At 37.7% G+C, this 17,561-nt stretch carries 16 protein-coding genes and 1 pseudogene; 3 read left to right on the top strand and 14 right to left on the bottom strand.

The annotated features are described in order from the left end of the window. Positions 1-20: 20 nt before the first annotated feature. From gldG to B3I52_RS13140, 12 genes are all read right to left on the bottom strand, one after another. Positions 21-1,727 carry a gliding motility-associated ABC transporter substrate-binding protein GldG gene (gldG, locus tag B3I52_RS13195; protein ID WP_293301969.1) on the bottom strand — a complete coding sequence of 569 codons (1,707 nt, stop codon included), beginning with the start codon at positions 1,725-1,727 and terminating at the stop codon, positions 21-23. Then, entirely contained in the window at positions 1,721-2,449 is a 729-nt protein-coding gene (gene gldF, locus B3I52_RS13190) for a gliding motility-associated ABC transporter permease subunit GldF (protein ID WP_293301967.1), read from the bottom strand. Before gldF ends, gldG begins: the two co-directional genes overlap by 7 nt. A 96-nt stretch (positions 2,450-2,545) precedes the next feature. Beyond that, on the bottom strand, positions 2,546-3,070 hold the full coding sequence (locus B3I52_RS13185) for an outer membrane beta-barrel protein (RefSeq protein ID WP_293301966.1): 525 nt from the start codon (positions 3,068-3,070) through the stop codon (positions 2,546-2,548). Positions 3,071-3,184: 114 nt separating this feature from the next. Then, positions 3,185-3,721: a hypothetical protein gene (locus B3I52_RS13180; RefSeq protein WP_293301964.1), complete on the bottom strand. Its 537-nt coding sequence runs from the start codon at positions 3,719-3,721 to the stop codon at positions 3,185-3,187. Between the two features lie 9 nt (positions 3,722-3,730). Next, on the bottom strand, positions 3,731-4,438 hold the full coding sequence (locus B3I52_RS13175) for an ATP-binding cassette domain-containing protein (RefSeq protein ID WP_293301962.1): 708 nt from the start codon (positions 4,436-4,438) through the stop codon (positions 3,731-3,733). A 1-nt stretch (position 4,439) separates the two neighbouring features. Then, a complete protein-coding gene (locus tag B3I52_RS13170; RefSeq protein WP_293301960.1) occupies positions 4,440-5,360 on the bottom strand; it encodes a glycerophosphodiester phosphodiesterase family protein in 921 nt (306 codons plus the stop codon). A gap of 73 nt (positions 5,361-5,433) precedes the next feature. After that, a complete protein-coding gene (locus B3I52_RS13165) occupies positions 5,434-5,616 on the bottom strand; it encodes a hypothetical protein (RefSeq protein ID WP_293301959.1) in 183 nt (60 codons plus the stop codon). Between the two features lies 1 nt (position 5,617). Beyond that, positions 5,618-6,730, bottom strand: coding sequence for an acyloxyacyl hydrolase (locus B3I52_RS13160; protein ID WP_293301958.1), 1,113 nt, complete (start codon positions 6,728-6,730; stop codon positions 5,618-5,620). A 50-nt stretch (positions 6,731-6,780) separates the two neighbouring features. After that, complete coding sequence (locus B3I52_RS13155; protein WP_293301956.1) at positions 6,781-7,005, bottom strand: VF530 family protein; 225 nt, start codon at positions 7,003-7,005, stop codon at positions 6,781-6,783. Positions 7,006-7,325: 320 nt separating this feature from the next. Further along, entirely contained in the window at positions 7,326-9,299 is a 1,974-nt protein-coding gene (locus B3I52_RS13150; protein WP_293301955.1) for a M1 family metallopeptidase, read from the bottom strand. A gap of 72 nt (positions 9,300-9,371) precedes the next feature. Next, the gene (locus tag B3I52_RS13145; protein WP_293301953.1) at positions 9,372-10,088 is read right to left on the bottom strand and encodes a carboxypeptidase-like regulatory domain-containing protein; all 717 of its coding nucleotides are present in this window, start codon (positions 10,086-10,088) and stop codon (positions 9,372-9,374) included. Between the two features lie 95 nt (positions 10,089-10,183). Then, positions 10,184-10,537 (bottom strand): Spx/MgsR family RNA polymerase-binding regulatory protein, encoded by a 354-nt coding sequence (locus tag B3I52_RS13140; RefSeq protein WP_349678682.1) that lies wholly within the window; start codon positions 10,535-10,537, stop codon positions 10,184-10,186. Positions 10,538-10,674: 137 nt separating this feature from the next. Here B3I52_RS13140 and B3I52_RS13135 point away from each other — a divergent pair, with 137 nt between their 5' ends. From B3I52_RS13135 to B3I52_RS13125, 3 genes are read left to right on the top strand one after another with little or no spacing between them, the layout of a single operon-like run. Further along, positions 10,675-14,163, top strand: a complete 3,489-nt coding sequence (locus tag B3I52_RS13135) for a response regulator (protein ID WP_293301951.1) — start codon at positions 10,675-10,677, stop codon at positions 14,161-14,163. 25 nt (positions 14,164-14,188) lie between these two features. Next, positions 14,189-14,998 (top strand): CheR family methyltransferase, encoded by an 810-nt coding sequence (locus tag B3I52_RS13130; protein WP_293301949.1) that lies wholly within the window; start codon positions 14,189-14,191, stop codon positions 14,996-14,998. 11 nt (positions 14,999-15,009) lie between these two features. Continuing rightward, positions 15,010-16,602: a response regulator gene (locus B3I52_RS13125; protein WP_293301948.1), complete on the top strand. Its 1,593-nt coding sequence runs from the start codon at positions 15,010-15,012 to the stop codon at positions 16,600-16,602. Positions 16,603-16,606: 4 nt separating this feature from the next. Here the strand turns inward: B3I52_RS13125 and pth are convergent, their stop codons facing one another. After that, positions 16,607-17,167 (bottom strand): aminoacyl-tRNA hydrolase, encoded by a 561-nt coding sequence (pth, locus tag B3I52_RS13120; protein WP_293301946.1) that lies wholly within the window; start codon positions 17,165-17,167, stop codon positions 16,607-16,609. A 163-nt stretch (positions 17,168-17,330) separates the two neighbouring features. Beyond that, positions 17,331-17,561, bottom strand: a pseudogene (locus B3I52_RS13115) (50S ribosomal protein L25); the annotation flags it as partial.

Here is a 17,561-nt window from a genome sequence, read left to right as displayed (position 1 = left end):
TAGACTCAAAAGTATGAAATTTACCTTGCATACTTATGTTTACGATAATAATGTTGAAAAGTTGCGAAACATATTAACAACAAAATTGGCAAAACGGTGTTTATCAGCTGCCATTTTGTTTTTTCGGTACGTACTAAAGTTTTATCTAGCGGCCTAACCGTAATTTCTTTATTGCGCAGGGCGATTAAATTGTCTTCATTGGTGAAATAATCTGCAATATTTAACAATAGTGCCTTGTTCCCAAAATTCTGTTGTGTATATCTATCAAAGCCCAAGGGAAACGGAGAACCGTCTGCACCAACCTGGTTCCGAAAGATATCGCCGTCGCCAATAACAATCATTTTTGCAGGCTTGCTTTGCGCAGGCACTTCATATTGTTCTTTAATGCCCTCTGGCACCGGCCTATTTAAAAAAACAGACTTAAAGCTTCCTTCCAATAACACACCAACACTTTTTGCGGTACTTGTAAATTCTTTTTGCGAAGGTTCTTCTTCTACCATTTGCAGGTTAAACATTTTTGGAGAAGTGTACACTTTATTGTAAGGAGAAGTAGATAAAATAAAGTGTTTATGTACATTTTTACTGCCAATAGTATCTACCGTACTGGCAAATTCGGCTTTTATGTTATCTAAATTCCTCACTACGTTGCTGCTCGTATCGGGCAATAGTATTGGATAATATAACCACGGCGCCATTTGTATATTGCCCTGTGGGCCAGCAGCAGTGGCTACCGGAATTTCAGCACAATTTACATCGGCAATAATGTTGTAATTGATACGGGCACCGTACTCAAACAGCATGTCGTCTAAATTGAGGGCATTATTGGCGGCCAAAAACGAACGTCCGTTACGCAAGCTGTCTAAGTCCATGCGCACTTGATCTATAGACCAAACTACGTGCCCGCCTTTCATTACAAAATAGTTGATCCTGTATTTCTGCGCTTCGGTAAAAGCCTTTAATGGTTTAGCAACAACTAGCATTTTCAAGCTATCTAAACCTGGTTTTGTAATAGAATCCAAGTTTACACGCCCAACCACATAGCTATCTGCCAATGCAGTAATGGCATCGTACAAATAACGATTATCAGGCTCGCCATTACCTTCGGTAAAGCCAATACGGGGGTTGTAGCCAGTAATTACCTTTTTTAAGGATGACGTAAAAATATATTCTAAGTTTTTGATAGAATTATTGATACTTTGATCGTAATTGGAAGCCTCGCCACCTAAGTTTTGCAGCAATTTAATTGGCATTTGTTTACCATTACTTTCTATCAGCGCCATAGGAAAAACCAGTTTTTCTGCAAAGCCGGCATCAGTTTTTATATTGATATTTGTAGGGCGAACGCCAACTTCGTACAATTGGCTAATGGCCGCTTCTTGTTCTTCGGCAGATTTCCCAGAAATAGGATCTATAAACAGCACCCTAAAAGTGGTGTTGGCGTAAGCTTTGTAATCGTTCAACAAATCTTTTGTGGCATTACGCAAACGTTTAAAAGCAGCAGGCATATCGCCATCAAGATATACCCTAATTGTAACTTCGTGCTTATTGTTCTTTAATATCTCCTTGGTTTTTTCTGTCAGCGTAAAACGTTTTTCTTTGGTAAAATCAAAACGAGTATAGGCAAATTGCGCAATTACATTTAGCAATACTAGAACTACCACAAATAGCAGCAATCGAAACCACCTCTTTATTCCTTGTTCTTTGCTCCTTGCTCCCTTACCTACCATTTTCTACCTCCTATTGCCAATTTAGTTAAACCTAAAAACAAAGCCACAAAGGTGATGAAATAAACAACATCCCTAGTATCTAAAACGCCCCTGCTTATGGATTGGTAATGCTCGGCAATGCCTAAATTAACCAATGTACTTTCTATGCTTTCGAAAGCGCTAAGGCGGCTAACAGAATCGAAACCGCTATAAGCGAAAAAACAAAGAAACACCGCAACTGCAAATGCAATGATTTGGTTTTTAGTAATAGACGACGCAAAAATGCCAACGGACGTAAAAGCGCCACCCAATAAAAACAAGCCAATATAAGAACCAATTACAGCTCCTGTATCAATATTTCCTTGCGGCATACCTAAACGCGAAATACTATAGTAGTAAATTAAGGTAGGCAATAACGAAAACAGCACCAAAACCATGCAAGCCAAATACTTTGCCAGTATAATCTGCAAATCTGTAAGTGGCCGGGTAGCCAACAATACATAAGTTCCTTCTTTACGCTCTTCGGCAAAAGAACGCATAGCGATGGCCGAAATAAGGAACATAAAAAGATAGGGCACCAGACTAAAGAAACCATCCATTTCGGCATAACCGTATTCTAAAATGGAAGTATCGGGAAAAAACCAGAACATTAAACCACAGGCCAGTAAAAAAATACCGATGGTAATGTAGGCCATTGATGAACTGAGGAAACTGAATAACTCTCTTTTAAATACTGCTAGCATGCCTTTGTATTGTGATGCCGAAGTTATACAATATCTGTTAAAACAAAAAAGCCCTTCCGAAAAATCGGAAAGGCTTTGATTTTTTTTGTTTATGGTTTACAAACCAAAGTTTAAAGCTGCTCTTAAACCGATGAATGAAGAAGTTCCATTTTTAGACCATCCTTCATAACGTGCTCCAAAGTCAACTGCCATTTTATCGGCAACTGGGAACTCAACACCTAAACTTGGGGCATAAACAAACGCAGTACCGCCATTGCTCTCAGTTGAAAATGCCGCACCAACTTGACCTTGTGCGTAAAAATTTTCAGCCAAGAAGTATCTAACACCTGCTTTTACTGGAATAGTACCAAAACTAACTGTTTGACCAGCAAACTCTTTAGAGGTAAAGTTTAAATAACCTGCTTCGCCTACAAAATTAGTTTTATTAGCAATTGGCGCTTGAAAATTTAATGAACCGCCAACTCCAAAATTCCAGAAGTCACCAAAATCACCCATTGGGAAGGCAAAATCTGCACCAACACCAATTTTAGAACCACCCATTGCTGGGTCTTTTTTGCTTTGTGCATTAGCAGCTAAACCTAGGCCAGCTACAAGAGCTAATGATAATAATAGTTTTTTCATCTTTTAAATAATTTTAATTTGTGTATTAATTTATAACTGGAATAATAGACACAATAACTCTGCCAATAGTTACATAAAAAGATAAAAAAAATACAAAACAAACACTTAATTAAATTACAAGCCAAACAGGTAGCCTAGCTTTAATCCTACAAAACCAAAATTCGAACTTTTAATTCCTGCAGAAGAAACTTTGCTTTTCAATGTCCAAGATTCATAACGTAAGCCAAAATCGATTTTATTTTTCTTAGACCCTGTTTTGATTAAAGTTCCAAATCCTGGCGACCATACCAACGAAGTTTTAGCACTGTTGTTCCCATTAAAAGCAGCGCCAACCTGTCCTTCGATATAAAAGTCTGGTGTGCCGTAATATTTTAGCCCAAGTTTAGTGGGTATGGCCTCGATATTTTGTATTCGGGTACCTAAATATTTTTTACCAATGAACAAATTGTACCCACTACTGGCCGTAAGGGCATAATGTTCAGACACGCCAATTTCCGCTTTAAGCGACCCACCAAACCCAATACCACTTACACTAGATGCATTCCCAGTAGGAAAATTAAACTCTGGGGCAACTGATAAACGAAACTGCTGTGCGTTTACAGTTGTTAAAACAATTGAGAAAAGCAGTGCGATATATATGCCAAGTTTCATATAGAGATTTTAACGAGTTAACGCTTTAAAAATTTCTTCCAACGATGCCTGCTGATGTTCTTTTCTTAAATCAGCAATTGAGGTATTTGCAACAAGCGTACCTTTGTTGATAATGATAACATCATCACACAGCGCCTCTACTTCTTGCATAATGTGGGTAGAAATAATTACCGTTTTATCTTTACCCAAACTTTTTATCAAACTTCTAATATCAGCTAATTGGTTAGGATCTAATCCGGAGGTAGGCTCGTCTAAAATTAACACTTGCGGATCATGAATAATAGCCTGAGCCAAGCCCACACGCTGTTTGTAGCCTTTAGAAAGCATCCCAATTTTCTTGTGTTGCTCTTGCGTTAAGCCTACTAATTTTATCACTTCCTCTATACGTTGGGCAATATTTTTTAGTCCGTAAGTTTCTGCAACGAAACCCAAGAACTCACGCACATACATCTCTAGGTACAAAGGCGTGTTCTCGGGCAAATAACCAATCAGTTTTTTCACTGCCAATGGTGCTGTTTGTATCGTCAAATTACAAATCTCGGCTTCGCCAGAGGTTGGTGCTAAATAACCGGTCAGCATTTTCATGGTGGTAGATTTACCGGCACCATTTGGCCCCAAAAAACCTAATATGCGGCCAGGCTTAGCCTCAAAGCTAATTTGATTTACTGCTTTTTGTTCGCCGTAATGTTTGGCTAAATTCTTTACTATTACGCTCAATTTATTTAGTATAGAGATTTTTAAATTTCAATTTATTTTTTGCCCGATAAACGTTTAACTGCTCGCCAGCTAAAGAAACTTCATCGGTAGAAAGCACATCTGCACCATCAGCAATTAAATCGCTATAAATATTTTTGTTAAGGTTTGCTTTTGCACTTCTATCTAAGTTGCCCATGGTACCTAAAATAGTACTTATGCCTTTACTATTCAAATATTGGTACAGGCTTTTACTAGGTGCCGACACGCCAACAAACGCCACAATTTTATCATTGGGTACGCCCATTTGGTTTAAACGCTCTAAATCTTCGACACTTTTCACCGTTGCCGAAATCATTAAATCGGGCGCTAACCGATGCACTTTAGCTGCTTGATTAGCATTGTAGGTAATGATGATGGCGTTGGTTTCTGACTTGGTTTTGCGTACCGCAGCAATAATTTTTTCGTAAGGCACTCCCCTTTTTATATCAATAGTGAAAAGCACTTTATCTTTGCCCCAATGCAATACTGCTTCTAACGTAGGGATTTTAAAACTGGTTACTTTACCATCATCGTCTTTTAAAGTTAACTTTTGCAGTTCGTTATAGGTATAAGATGAAATTAAACCCGCACCTGTGGTGGTTCTATCCAATTTATCGTCGTGCATAATTACCAAAGCAGAATCTTTGCTTAGAGCCACATCAAACTCGATAATTACGGGCTGATAGGTGGTTGCATTTTCGAAAGTTTCAATAGCATTTTCGGGAAACCCTGGCATTGGCCCACCACGGTGTGCACTTAATAATGGGTAGCTAGATGTTTTTCTATTTAAAAAATCTTGAAATTCCTTTGCTGTTTTAAAACTGATATGATAATGTTGCTTTGGGGCAATGCAAGCTAAGCCCGATAGTGCAATGACGAGTAATAGCAAATGTGCTTTTTTCATCTATTTATTTTTTTAGTTTCCGTAAATACTGCTGCAATTAAAAGGAATGCATCATTAAGCTGAATTTTAATGCTTACTTTTTTATGGTAATTACCCTGCCTGTCACCAACATAAACTCATAAATGCGGTACAAACCGTCATCAGTCATTTCAATACTTTCTACCAAGCCAGTTTTACTAAAAGTATCGGTTACCATATCACCTGGCTTTATTCCATTGAGCACATCTAGCGGAGTTTCTTCGTTTAACCTAATCATCTTATTTAGTAAACATTAAACCAAAGCCCACATAATCGGCCTCGGTTTGGTGTATGTATATTTTAGATTGTAAGGCCAGCCAATTATTTAGTTTATACTTTGCACCGGCTGTCCAGTAGGTTTTTATAGGCTTTAAACTATCGTAATACACATAATAACCGTACTTAACCATAAATGAGAAATTACCCATCCATAAATCTGGACCAATGGCTGTTCCTACCCGCCATCTTTTAAAAGAAGATGCATTAGATTGGTAAGTTTCTAAAATTCTATTAGGGTCATAAACCGTGTGATAATACACGGCATCTACCCCAGCGCTCAAAGCTAAATACGAGGCTACCCGATAATTATACCCTCCGTACAAACCTGTTCTATACAAGCCGTCTTTACTTTGATAAACTCCTCTTCTGCCCAGGTTAATACCCAAATCTAAGCTATGTTTTTTATAGTTTTCTGTTTCAAAAGTAGGCGTTGGCGTTTCTACTGCGTTATTTAGTGCCGCTGCTATACTTAACCCTGCACTAACAACATTTAAACCATTATTAGGCACACGGGTACCGCCATTAGAGTAGTGCAACACGTCTAAATTTGCACCTAGGGTTATTTCATTACTTATGGGCAAGCTTGCCTTTAAACCTGCTTTAAGCCCAAAGTTAAGTTTGCTACCTACTACTGGGTTTTTATTGCTAAACCACGATTGTCCGGCATATAAAATTCCAAAACCGGGAGTAAAGGCTACATCTAATTTACTCACATTAAAAAGTGGGAAAGTTAATCCACCCAACAAACCATAGCTATCTCCAAACTCTCCTTTAATTGGCGCTGCAATGCGGGTAACATCTGCCATGCGCTTATAGTTAAAAATTACATCGATACTTCGTATTCCTAAATCGCTAGACCATTTCTTGGGTTCTCGGTTTACATTATAATGATAACTTAGTTCGCCACCGTAGGCATTGCCCTGCAATTTGTTTTGGTTAGCACTAAAGCTATTAATTGACTGTTGTAAGTTTATTTCTAAGGTATGTACATTTTGCTGCGCCACAGCAAATACCGGAATACACCACGCTACAAATACGAAATAAGATTTTAAATGTTTAATTAAACTATACATTTATCTAAAAGGTTGATAAGCCAAAAATATAAAAATTATTTAGGCCTAGGCTATTTATAAAACGTATCGATATAAAGTTGTTCTGTTTGTTTTCTTGCCCATTCGTGCTTGCGCAAAAACTTTAGACTAGATTTAACGCTAGGATCAATAATAAAACAATTAAAACGCAACAGGTACCCCAATTCTGCCCAACCATAATGCTCGCTCAATTGTGTTACAATGTATTCGAGTGTTTTTCCGTGTAATGGATTATTTTTTTGTTCTGTTGTTGGCATACACAAAGGTAGCAGGATTAGTAGAAAATTACCCAGCCAATTTGTGGTAAAAACACACTCGGCTCGGTAAGTCTTGGTATCGGGCTAGGCTGTTATTTGCTAAAATAGCCTTTTTACCGAACAAGCAGCTGAGAAAACACAACCCACAACACCAAGTAGCTAGCAAAGGTGTAGCGCAAGTAAAATAACATTTCTCTATTTAATAATTCTGAAACCCAAGTTTGCAACTTCCCCACAACGCGAAACATACATAATCATAAAAAAATCCCGTAAAGCATAAACCTTACGGGATTTTTGAATATTAAAATATTAGCTAGCTTTTAATTTCCGGCCGTCCATTTATTGTTGTCGGCATTGCTATCTGGCAATACTTGTTCTGGGTCTAGCACTACTTCTACAACTTCTTCAGTTGTTGGGTAAGTTACCAACCAGCTTGTATTTTTCATCCAAACATCAACAGGAACTTTTACAACTGCGGTTTTGCCACTTTTAGTTTTAATTCCTAAGATAATTGGCATTGGCATTTTATCTAAATTATCCACCTTTATGGTGTAAGCTGTTATTGCGCCATTGTTTTTTACTTCTTTCACTGCTGAAATACCTTGATCCATTTTCCAGTTGTTCAAGAACCAACTTTTCCAAAACCAACTTAAATCTTCGCCAGCAGCATTTTCCATGGTACGGAAAAAATCATTAGGAGTTGGGTGCTTATAAGCCCAGTTATTGATGTATTGTTTAAAGGCAAAATCGAAACGATCTCTACCTAAAATTTGATCTCTTAGTATATGTAGCGCCCAACTTGGTTTATAGTATAAGTTAATCCCGATATTTGCTTCTATCATACCGTCTGGAATAAGCATCATGTTTTCGTATCTCGGATTTCCGATAACAGATTTACCGATGGCGTTCATATTCATTTTACGTGGTTTGTATTCGCCGTTGTTAAATTCAGCGCTCGACAAATCGTTGATAAACGTATTAAAACCTTCGTCCATCCAACCAAACTTACGTTCGTTAGAACCTACAATCATTGGGAACCAGATGTGTCCAAATTCATGATCGATAACGCCCCAAGCACTGCCTTTCTTCGCTTTCCAGCCGCAAAAAACAATACCTGGATATTCCATACCTCCAATATTTGTAGCCACATTTACTGCCATTGGATAAGGATATTCGTACCACATTTTTGAATAATGCTCTATCGAAGCCTTTACATATTCTACCCCTCTGCCATAACTATCCATCCCATTGCTCTCTACCGGATGCGCCGAAACGGCCAACGATTTCTTACCACTTGGTAAATTGATACGTGCAGCATCAAGAACAAAAGCTTTTGATGAAGCCCAAGCTGCATCACGCGTATTTGTCATTTTAAATTTCCAAGTTAATTTATCTTTAGCAGGGCGAGATTTTGGATCGGTTACTTCGGCTTCAGACCTGATGTGAACTGTTTTATCACTGTTTTTTGCTTCGTTCCAACGTTTAAACTGCTCGGCAGTAAATACTTCTTGCGGATTTAGCAATTCTCCAGAGCCCATTACCAGATGACTTGCCGGCACGGTAACATCGAACGTAATATCGCCGTATTCGCAATAAAACTCACCAGCACCCCAGTAAGGCAAGGTATTCCATCCCAGCACGTCGTCATACACACTCATACGCGGGAACCATTGTGCAACAGCAAAAATTTCGCCATTCTTGGTAGTTAAGTGTCCCGTTCTGTCCGAACCTAATACCGGCAAGGTATAAGTGTAATCCATTTTAATAACTATCACATCGCCATTAGCGGCCATGGCTTGGTCTAAACGGATTTGCATACGTGTATCTTCTATTAAAGAAGTAAACTTTACAGGCTTTGCTTTTTGCGAAACCGATAGGTTAGAAATATTATATCCGCCTTTAAAGTTTTCGCCTTGCGCCCCGTACCTGCTTTTGGCCGGAGTAATAGCTTGCCCACGAGAATTTTCGCCAAACGAATTTTGATCTAGCTGCAACCATAAGTAAGGTAGTTTTTCGGGGCTATTGTTCTTGTAGGTAATGGTAATGGTTGCTTTAATTTTATTGGTAGCTTCATCAAGACTTGCGCTGATGTTGTAATCTACCCTATTTTGCCAATACTTTGCACCAGGAGCACCGCTTGCAGAGCGATATTCGTTACCATTTTGGGTGTAAAACAGCGGACTAAAAGCTTCTTCGGGCACATATTTTGCCGCGGGCTTATCTTGGGCGAAACTTAATTGTCCCAATAAAACGGTTAACACAACCGCAAAAGATTTCAATAATGTTTTTTGCATATTTGATTATTTTAATGCTAAGGTAGTTGAAAAGCGATAATTTTCAAGAATGGAACATGAATATTACGAAAGCTACGGGTTGCCCTTCAATTTTGGCAATGGCGAGAGCTTTCTTGCCTCGGCAGGCAATTTTTTCCAATGGTAAAATGTAGTAGCAATGTAATAGGTGTAATCAAACGGTTTGTCGGTCTTTACTTGTTCTACTGTTGGGCGGTACAAACCAATATAGTCATCCAAATCTTTCTCTTTGTAATTTACCAACTTTTGGATAATGGCTTTGTTAAAGTTGTTTGAAATTTCTTCATTAATTGCTGCAGCTTCTTCTAATTCTTGTTCTTTAGCTTGTTGTTTGCGCCATTTACCATAGCCTAAGTTTAAACGCAAGCCGCCTTTGTTCTTCGAGGCATCTACCCTTCTTGCAGCTACTGCTTCTGTATCTTTAACATCTAAAAAAGGTGATACTTTGGCGGTAGTTACATTTACGGTATTTAACGTGTTTACAGTTATTCTTAAATAGATATTCTTAGCGAACAAATTGGTTAAAAACAGTGTATCTGTTTGGTAACCCGCTAGACCAAAAGAGAGCAAATCACCTGTTTTAGCTTGCAGGGCAAACCTACCGTCTTTATCTGTTACCACCAATGCCTTAGTGGCAAGATTTCTTACGGCAACACCTTGTAAAGGCAAGTTCCGTTGCTCGTTATCGAACACATTACCTGTAATGTAAGTTTGCGCCCAGGTAAACACTGGCATTAATAACAAACAGAATAAATATATTTTTTTGCCCATGTTCAAATTTAATGTTCTGTGCTTGGTATAAATTAGCTTTAACAAACTTTAACAAGTTGCTTCTTTTTAATTGACAGTTTAAAGCCCTAGCCTATTTATACTCCTAGTTTAGTTTGATATTCTTCTTCCTTAAAACCTAACAATACTGCTTTATCATTTGTTTCTACAATAGGTCTTTTAATGGCGCTGGTGTTATTGATAAGATAGGCTATGGCAGGAGTTTCCGAATTAATTGCCGCTTGTTCTTCTTTGGTTAATTTTTTAAAAGTCAATCCAGCTTTGTTAATTACCTTCTCCCAACCAAAAATACGGCACCATTCTGTAAGTTTTTCGGCGGTAATGCCTTTCTTTTTAAAGTCATGAAACTCGTAGGTTACTCCATTGGTTTTTAACCAATCTTGGGCTTTCTTTACCGTATTGCAATTAGGTATGCCGTATAATTTTATCATTTTAATTTTATTTTGAGCGGCTAAAGTTAATAAAAACAAATGCTTTACTCTTTTTGTAAAAGCTAATATTTTTTCATATTAATTTTCACTCCATTATTGTTTATCTTAGCAAACTTTCCACAAAAATTAAGTCCTATATGTTTAAACTTTCCTTTAAGCAGCAAATACTTACAGGCTTTGCAACCGCTCTCGCTTTCGTGTTAATTTCAGCGGTAGTTTCTTACCTCAGCATCAAATCGTTAAATGAAAGTTACGCATGGGTATTGCATGCCCAGAAAGTTAGTAAAACAGCAGAGCAAATGGAAATTAACCTGCTGCATACCGAAGCTTCTTTAAGGGGCTTTCTTTTAGCAGAAAGAAAAGAATACCGTGCAGCTTATGATGATAACATTAACAAAATATTACCAATAGTAGATGAATTGGACCAACTGGTAATCGATAATCCAGAACAATCAAAAAGGGTTGATAGCATTAGATTTTATGCTGTTACTAAAGTTGCTGAGATGAAAAATATTGCCACTAAGGCAAATATTGGAGATTTTGTTGGCGCAAAAGAACAATTCTTAAACGACCATGGAAGAATAGCCAAAGTTAAGCTTATAGCTTTTGGTGATGAGTTAATCAAAGAAGAAACCAAGCTGTTAGAAGAAAGGCAAAAAATAACAGCAGGAAAGAACGAAAGTACTATTCTCATCATCATTGGAACTTCCATCATCATCTTCGGGTTAATTCTATTTCTACTAAAGTATATACACAAAACATTTGACCAACAAAAGGAGACAGAAAAACAAATACTTATTACGAATAAGGAATTAGAAGAATTATCTATCAAGAACGAACATCATAATTGGATATTAAGCGGCAAAGCAAAAGTTAATGAAGCAATGCGAGGCGATTTAGGCATTGATGAACTTTCTGCCAATATTATTGCTAGAATTTGCAACCTGCTCAACTATCAAGTAGGTGCTTTTTACTTATTTAACCCGTATAAAAATGGCCTTCAGGTAAAAGGAACGTATGCTATAAATAGCGAGATGCTAAACAAGCGATACAATGCTGGAGAAGGTTTGGTTGGTCAGGCAATACTTGAAAACAGCACTAAAATATTTTCGCCAGTTCCAGAAGGTTACCTGAAAATTAATTCTGGCTTAGGAAACGTTGCCCCAAACCATATTATTTGCATGCCCATTACTTTCGAAGAAAAAACATTGGCAGCACTAGAAATTGGCAGCATTAATGCTATAAAAGAAACCGACGTTGAGTTTTTAAAATCGATTACCAAAGACATTGGTATTGCCGTGAACAGTGTGCTGGCTAAAGTTAAACTGCAAGAACTTTTTGAAAAAACACAACAACAGGCCGAAGAATTAACCAGTCAGCAAGAAGAGCTGCGTGTTACCAACGAAGACTTGATGCACAAAACAGAGAAACTGCAAGCATCTGAAGAAGAGCTAAGGGTACAACAAGAAGAACTGCAACAGGCCAACACCGAACTAGAAGAAAAAGCGCAGTTATTAGAAGAAAAGAATAACGCAATTAATCTGGCAAAAGAAGCTATCAGTTTAAAAGCAGAAGAATTAGAAATAAGCAGCAAATATAAATCTGAGTTTTTGGCAAATATGAGCCACGAACTACGCACACCCCTAAATAGTATTTTAATATTGGCCCGAATTTTAAAAGAAAATAAGCACGCCAATTTATCAGAAGAGCAAATTAAATATGCGAACGTTATACAAAATGCCGGAACCGACCTTCTGACATTGATTAATGATATTTTAGACCTCTCTAAAATAGAATCTGGCAATGTTGAGCTCGTATTGGAGCAAACCAAACTAAGCACTATTCAAAGCCAAACAAAAGCATTGTTTACCGAAATTGCTAACCAAAAGGACATTAACTTTGAGTTTAATCTGACTGACGATTTACCAGAAACAATTGTTACAGACCAAGCTCGCTTAGAACAAATTATTAAAAACTTACTGGCCAACGCCTTTAAATTTACAAAAGCAAAGGGTAGCATAATTGTGGAAGCTGGTGTAGCCAAAAAAGAACAAATTAAACAGAATAAATCACTTATAGCGCACCCACAAAACCCATTATACTTTTCTGTTACCGATACTGGAATTGGCATTGCGGAAGAAAAGCTGCAAATTATTTTCGAGGCATTTCAGCAAGAAGATGGCTCTACCAGCAGAAAATATGGCGGCACGGGCTTGGGGCTGTCTATTAGTAGGGAATTGGCCAACTTACTTGGTGGCGAAATACAATTAAAGAGCGAACTAGGTTTAGGAAGCACTTTTACATTATTTATCCCCCAAAGTTTGGCACCCCAAAAAACAGAGAAGACCGAAGAAACAAGCCCTGAGCCAAATCCAGTAGCCGAAGAAAAGAAAACAAGTAGTACGCCAATGCCCTTACCTCAAAAAAGCGACGAAGGCAATAAATTATTGATTGTAGAAGACGACGAAAATTTTGCCGAAATATTAAAGGCCTATGCCATTGAAAAAGGTTTTGAACCTATATTAGCCCACAGTGGCGATACCGGTTTAGCCCTAGCCATTGCCGAACTTCCAGATGCCATTGTTTTAGATGTAATGCTGCCCGTAATGGATGGCTGGACTATCTTAAAGAAGCTAAAAGACAACCCTGCCACGCAACACATTCCAATTCACATGATGTCGGCAGGTGATGAAAAGGCCAGTAAGGCAAAAAGAGAAGGAGCTATTGGCTTCCTTAAAAAACCTGTAGATAAAGAAAAGCTTGACCATGCCTTTGAACTGCTCTCAAACCAATATAAATATAATTTTAATAACGTATTGGTAATTGAAGACCAAGTACTGCAGAGCAATGAACTTACCGAGCAACTGATAAAAAAAGGCGCTAAAGTTTCGCAAGCCTATACAGGCGCCGAAGCTAGACAAATATTAGAAGAAAGCGTTTTCGACTGTATTATCTTAGACCTAAAGCTTCCTGATATTTCGGGCTATGATTTATTAGATGAAATAAAATCAAATCCCGATACCAAAGATGTGCCTGTAATTATTAACACCGCCATGGAGCTAGACAAAGACAAAATGGCTCATATTATGCGCTATTCGCAGGCAATGGTGTTAAAGAGCAACAAATCTAACGACAGACTTTTAGATGAAGTAAGCCTGTTCATGAACAAATTACAGACCGAATCGCCAAAAAAAGAACCGGCTGTTGGCATTACCAAAACACCAAAAAATTATGCACCAACCATAGAGAAAGCATTAAAAGATAAAACCATTCTCATTACAGATGACGATATGCGTAATATCTTCGCCCTATCATCTGCTTTGCAGGATTACGAAATTAACGTAGTGATAGCCAACAATGGTATCGAAGCACTAGAGAAATTAGCAGAAAACAAAGCAATTGACTTAGTACTAATGGACATCATGATGCCCGAAATGGATGGCTACGAAGCCATGCGACAAATAAGGGTCCAACGACATTTGGCCAACCTTCCAGTAATTGCACTAACCGCCAAGGCAATGAAAACAGATAGGGAAAAATGCATGGAAGCTGGTGCCAGCGATTATATATCTAAACCAGTAGATATCGACAAGCTCTTATCGATGTTAAGAGTGTGGCTTAGCTAACCTTTAAGGTACTTAACGAAAAACAGTGATTACAGACGAACAGGTAGAAGAACTAATTTTAGTTACACGTAATATTTACGGGTTTGACTTTGAAGGATATTCGCGGGCATCTTTAAAACGAAGACTAAGCAGAATAATGACCTTGAAAAGGTTAGATTTCTTTGACTTGAAAAGCATTTTAACCAATAGCCCCGATTTTTTTCACGAATTTTTAAATGAGGTAACGGTAAATGTAACCGAAATGTTTAGGGATCCCCATTTTTTTAAATCGATAAAAGAAAACGTACTTCCCTATTTAGGCACCTATCCGCACATTAAAATTTGGAATGCCGGATGCTCTACAGGCGAAGAGCTCTATTCTTTTGCCATTTTGTTCCAAGAATTAGGGCTCTATAACCGTAGTTTTTTTTACGGAACAGATATTAATCATAAAGTATTAGAGATAGCGAGAGAAGGCATTTACGACCTTCAGAAAATGAAGCAATATTCTGAAAATTACCATGCCATAGACGGAGGAAAATCTTTAGCAAACTACTATACGGCCAAGTACGATGCCGCATCTATTTCTAGGCAATTGAAAAAGAACGTACTTTTCTCTATGCACAACTTGGTTTCAGACGGGCCGTTCAATGAATTTCAAGTTATTTCGTGCAGAAATGTGTTGATCTATTTTAATCCAGAATTGCAAAAAAAAGTAATTAACCTCTTTTACAACAGCTTGGCAAACTTTGGCTTTCTTTGCTTAGGCGCAAAAGAAACCATTCGCGACCAGCAAATAGTTAAAAGGTTTAAAGCCATAGACAAGAAGAATAACATTTACCAAAAAATTAGTTAACTTACCAGTACATGAACAAAATTAACCTTTTAATTGTAGATGATAAGCAAGAGAATATCATTGCCTTAGAAGCTCTTTTGAATAGAAATGATATTAACATTATCACTACAACATCGCCAAATGATGCATTGCGTATTTGCTGGGAGAAAGACATTGCCATTGCACTGGTAGATGTTCAAATGCCTGAAATGAATGGCTTTGAATTAGTAGAAATCCTTAAAAAGAACTCTCGTACACAAGACATCCTCATTATTTTTGTTACTGCCATCTCTACCGAAACCAAGTATGCAATTAAAGGTTATACCACGGGCGCAGTAGATTATCTATACAAACCCTTAGATCCTTATATCACATCGGCCAAGGTAGATGCCTTTATTCAACTGATTAAAAACCAGATAGAAATTAAGACAAAAAACCTGCAACTAGAAAAAATACAAACCGACTTAATTAAAGCCAAAGAAGAAGCAGAACAAGGAAAAAGAGCAAAGGAAAGCTTTGTAGCCAATATGAGCCACGAAATACGAACACCTATAAACGGCATTATTGGGCTATTACACTTGCTTAAACAAGGCCAGCTTACCGAAAACCAGAGCGAAATATTAAACTTGTTAGACATTTCCTCAAACTCGTTATTGGGCGTAATTAACGACATTCTGGATTTATCTAAAATAGAAGCTGGAAAATACACTATCAGCTTTGTCGAAACAGACATTAAAGATTTGGCAACGCAAGCTTTCAATTTACTAAACATTAAAGCATTAGAGAAAAACATTAGCTTAAAGCTAATCATGACTGACAATGTACCAAGATACATCATGGCAGATTCATTGCGTTTAAATCAGATTTTCATGAATCTGCTCAGTAATGCTATAAAATTCACTAATGAAGGCGAGGTAACCTTTAAAGTAGAAGCCTTAGAAGCCAGACCAAGCACTGCCTTGCTAAAGTTTTCTGTAACTGATACCGGAATTGGTATCTCGCAAGAAAATATTCAAAATATCTTTCATTCGTTTGAACAGGTAGAAAATATGCATACCAGAACTTATGGAGGTACTGGTTTGGGTTTATCTATAGTTAAAAAGCTAGCAGAACTTAAAGGAGGAGCGTTAGATGTGAAGAGCGAACTGGGCAAAGGCAGTACATTCTCGTTTACCAAATGGTACAAAGTAGTGGAAAAAGAGGAAGAAAAAATAACACCTCAAGAAGCTCCTAAAGAATTATCGACTTTTGATGGTTTAAAGGTGTTAGTGGCCGAAGACAATGCCATCAATGTTTTCTTAATTGTAAAAATACTAAACGGCTGGAAAATACAAACTACCGTAGTAGGCGATGGCGCCGCTGCACTAGAAACCTTAAAAAAAGAAGACTTTGATTTGGTATTGATGGATACTTATATGCCTGTAATGGATGGTTTAGAAGCCATCCAGAAAATACGAGAAGGTCACATTCCAAGTAAAGAAAAAACACCTATTATTTCTTTCTCTGCCGGTGTTCTAGAATCGGATAAAGAAACGGCCATAAAAGTAGGTGCTAACGACATTATAGGGAAGCCATTTAAAGTAGATGTACTACACGAAAAAATTGCTAGGTTAACAAATAGGTAGTGGGCTATTTATTAAATAAAGTCATGGTTTGCGCAGCGCCAATTGTTGCGAAACTTTTAATCATGCTCACTGCCCTATTAATTAATACGGGCAGTTCTTTTTTCTCGTTCTTGTCAAACTGACCAAGTACAAAATCCACCTGTCTGCCCTTCGGAAAATCATCGCCAATGCCAAAGCGTAAACGGGCATAGTTTTGTCCGCCGCAAACTTCTTCTATGCTTTTTAAACCATTATGTCCGGCGCTACTTCCCTGTAATTTCATACGCAGCTTACCTAAAGGCAAAGCCAAATCATCTACCAGTACTAAAACATTTTCTGGTGCAATCTTCAATTCTTTCATCCAATAATTAACCGCTTTACCGCTTAGGTTCATGTAAGTGGTGGGTTTAATTACATGAAGTTTCCTGCCCTTATGCGATACCTCTGCATGATAGGCCAACCTACCGTGTTCAAACTTGCCCTCGTGGCTAGCCACCAACTCATCAGCAATATCAAACCCAATATTATGTCTTGTCCCTTCGTATTCGGCACCAATGTTCCCTAAGCCTACAATTAGAAATTTCATAGCGCAAAGATAGTAGTATGTAGTTGATTTGAAAATGTAACCAACAAAACCTTTAACCTTTGTAAATAGCGGTATTATCAGAGAGCGCTTCTAACAAAAAAGCGTCCCGATTTTTACCTCGGGACGCTTTTATCTTGTAAATCAAGAATTCTTAAACCTTGACTTATTTTTTACCTTTTGCTTCGTTTTCAGCTTGTTTTAACGCTCTAGACATACCTACAGAAACGATAGTATCTTCTGGCGTGTTAGTAACAACATATTCGCCTTTTTGCAAATCACGAACACGGAATAAGTTACCTACTTCTAATTTAGCAATGCTTACTTCTACTACTTGAGGCATGTTTTTAGGCAATGCTTTAACACGTAGTTTACGTAATTTTTGAACTAATTTACC

The sequence above is a fragment of the Pedobacter sp. UBA4863 genome (assembly GCF_002399615.1).
In the GTDB taxonomy this organism is placed as follows: domain Bacteria; phylum Bacteroidota; class Bacteroidia; order Sphingobacteriales; family Sphingobacteriaceae; genus Pedobacter.
The sequence above is the reverse complement of the archived record's forward strand: the minus strand, read 5'-3'. Positions and strand labels throughout refer to the sequence as shown.

Excerpts from the sequence above, each read along its gene's own strand:
- gldG (WP_293301969.1), bottom strand. The coding sequence starts at position 1,727 with ATGGTAGGTAAGGGAGCAAGGAGCAAAGAACAAGGAATAAAGAGGTGG.
- gldF (WP_293301967.1), bottom strand. The coding sequence starts at position 2,449 with ATGCTAGCAGTATTTAAAAGAGAGTTATTCAGTTTCCTCAGTTCATCA.
- B3I52_RS13185 (WP_293301966.1), bottom strand. The coding sequence starts at position 3,070 with ATGAAAAAACTATTATTATCATTAGCTCTTGTAGCTGGCCTAGGTTTA.
- B3I52_RS13180 (WP_293301964.1), bottom strand. The coding sequence starts at position 3,721 with ATGAAACTTGGCATATATATCGCACTGCTTTTCTCAATTGTTTTAACA.
- B3I52_RS13170 (WP_293301960.1), bottom strand. The coding sequence starts at position 5,360 with ATGAAAAAAGCACATTTGCTATTACTCGTCATTGCACTATCGGGCTTA.
- B3I52_RS13165 (WP_293301959.1), bottom strand. The coding sequence starts at position 5,616 with ATGATTAGGTTAAACGAAGAAACTCCGCTAGATGTGCTCAATGGAATA.
- B3I52_RS13160 (WP_293301958.1), bottom strand. The coding sequence starts at position 6,730 with ATGTATAGTTTAATTAAACATTTAAAATCTTATTTCGTATTTGTAGCG.
- B3I52_RS13155 (WP_293301956.1), bottom strand. The coding sequence starts at position 7,005 with ATGCCAACAACAGAACAAAAAAATAATCCATTACACGGAAAAACACTC.
- B3I52_RS13150 (WP_293301955.1), bottom strand. The coding sequence starts at position 9,299 with ATGCAAAAAACATTATTGAAATCTTTTGCGGTTGTGTTAACCGTTTTA.
- B3I52_RS13145 (WP_293301953.1), bottom strand. The coding sequence starts at position 10,088 with ATGGGCAAAAAAATATATTTATTCTGTTTGTTATTAATGCCAGTGTTT.
- B3I52_RS13140 (WP_349678682.1), bottom strand. The coding sequence starts at position 10,537 with ATGATAAAATTATACGGCATACCTAATTGCAATACGGTAAAGAAAGCC.
- B3I52_RS13135 (WP_293301951.1), top strand. The coding sequence starts at position 10,675 with ATGTTTAAACTTTCCTTTAAGCAGCAAATACTTACAGGCTTTGCAACC.
- B3I52_RS13125 (WP_293301948.1), top strand. The coding sequence starts at position 15,010 with ATGAACAAAATTAACCTTTTAATTGTAGATGATAAGCAAGAGAATATC.
- pth (WP_293301946.1), bottom strand. The coding sequence starts at position 17,167 with ATGAAATTTCTAATTGTAGGCTTAGGGAACATTGGTGCCGAATACGAA.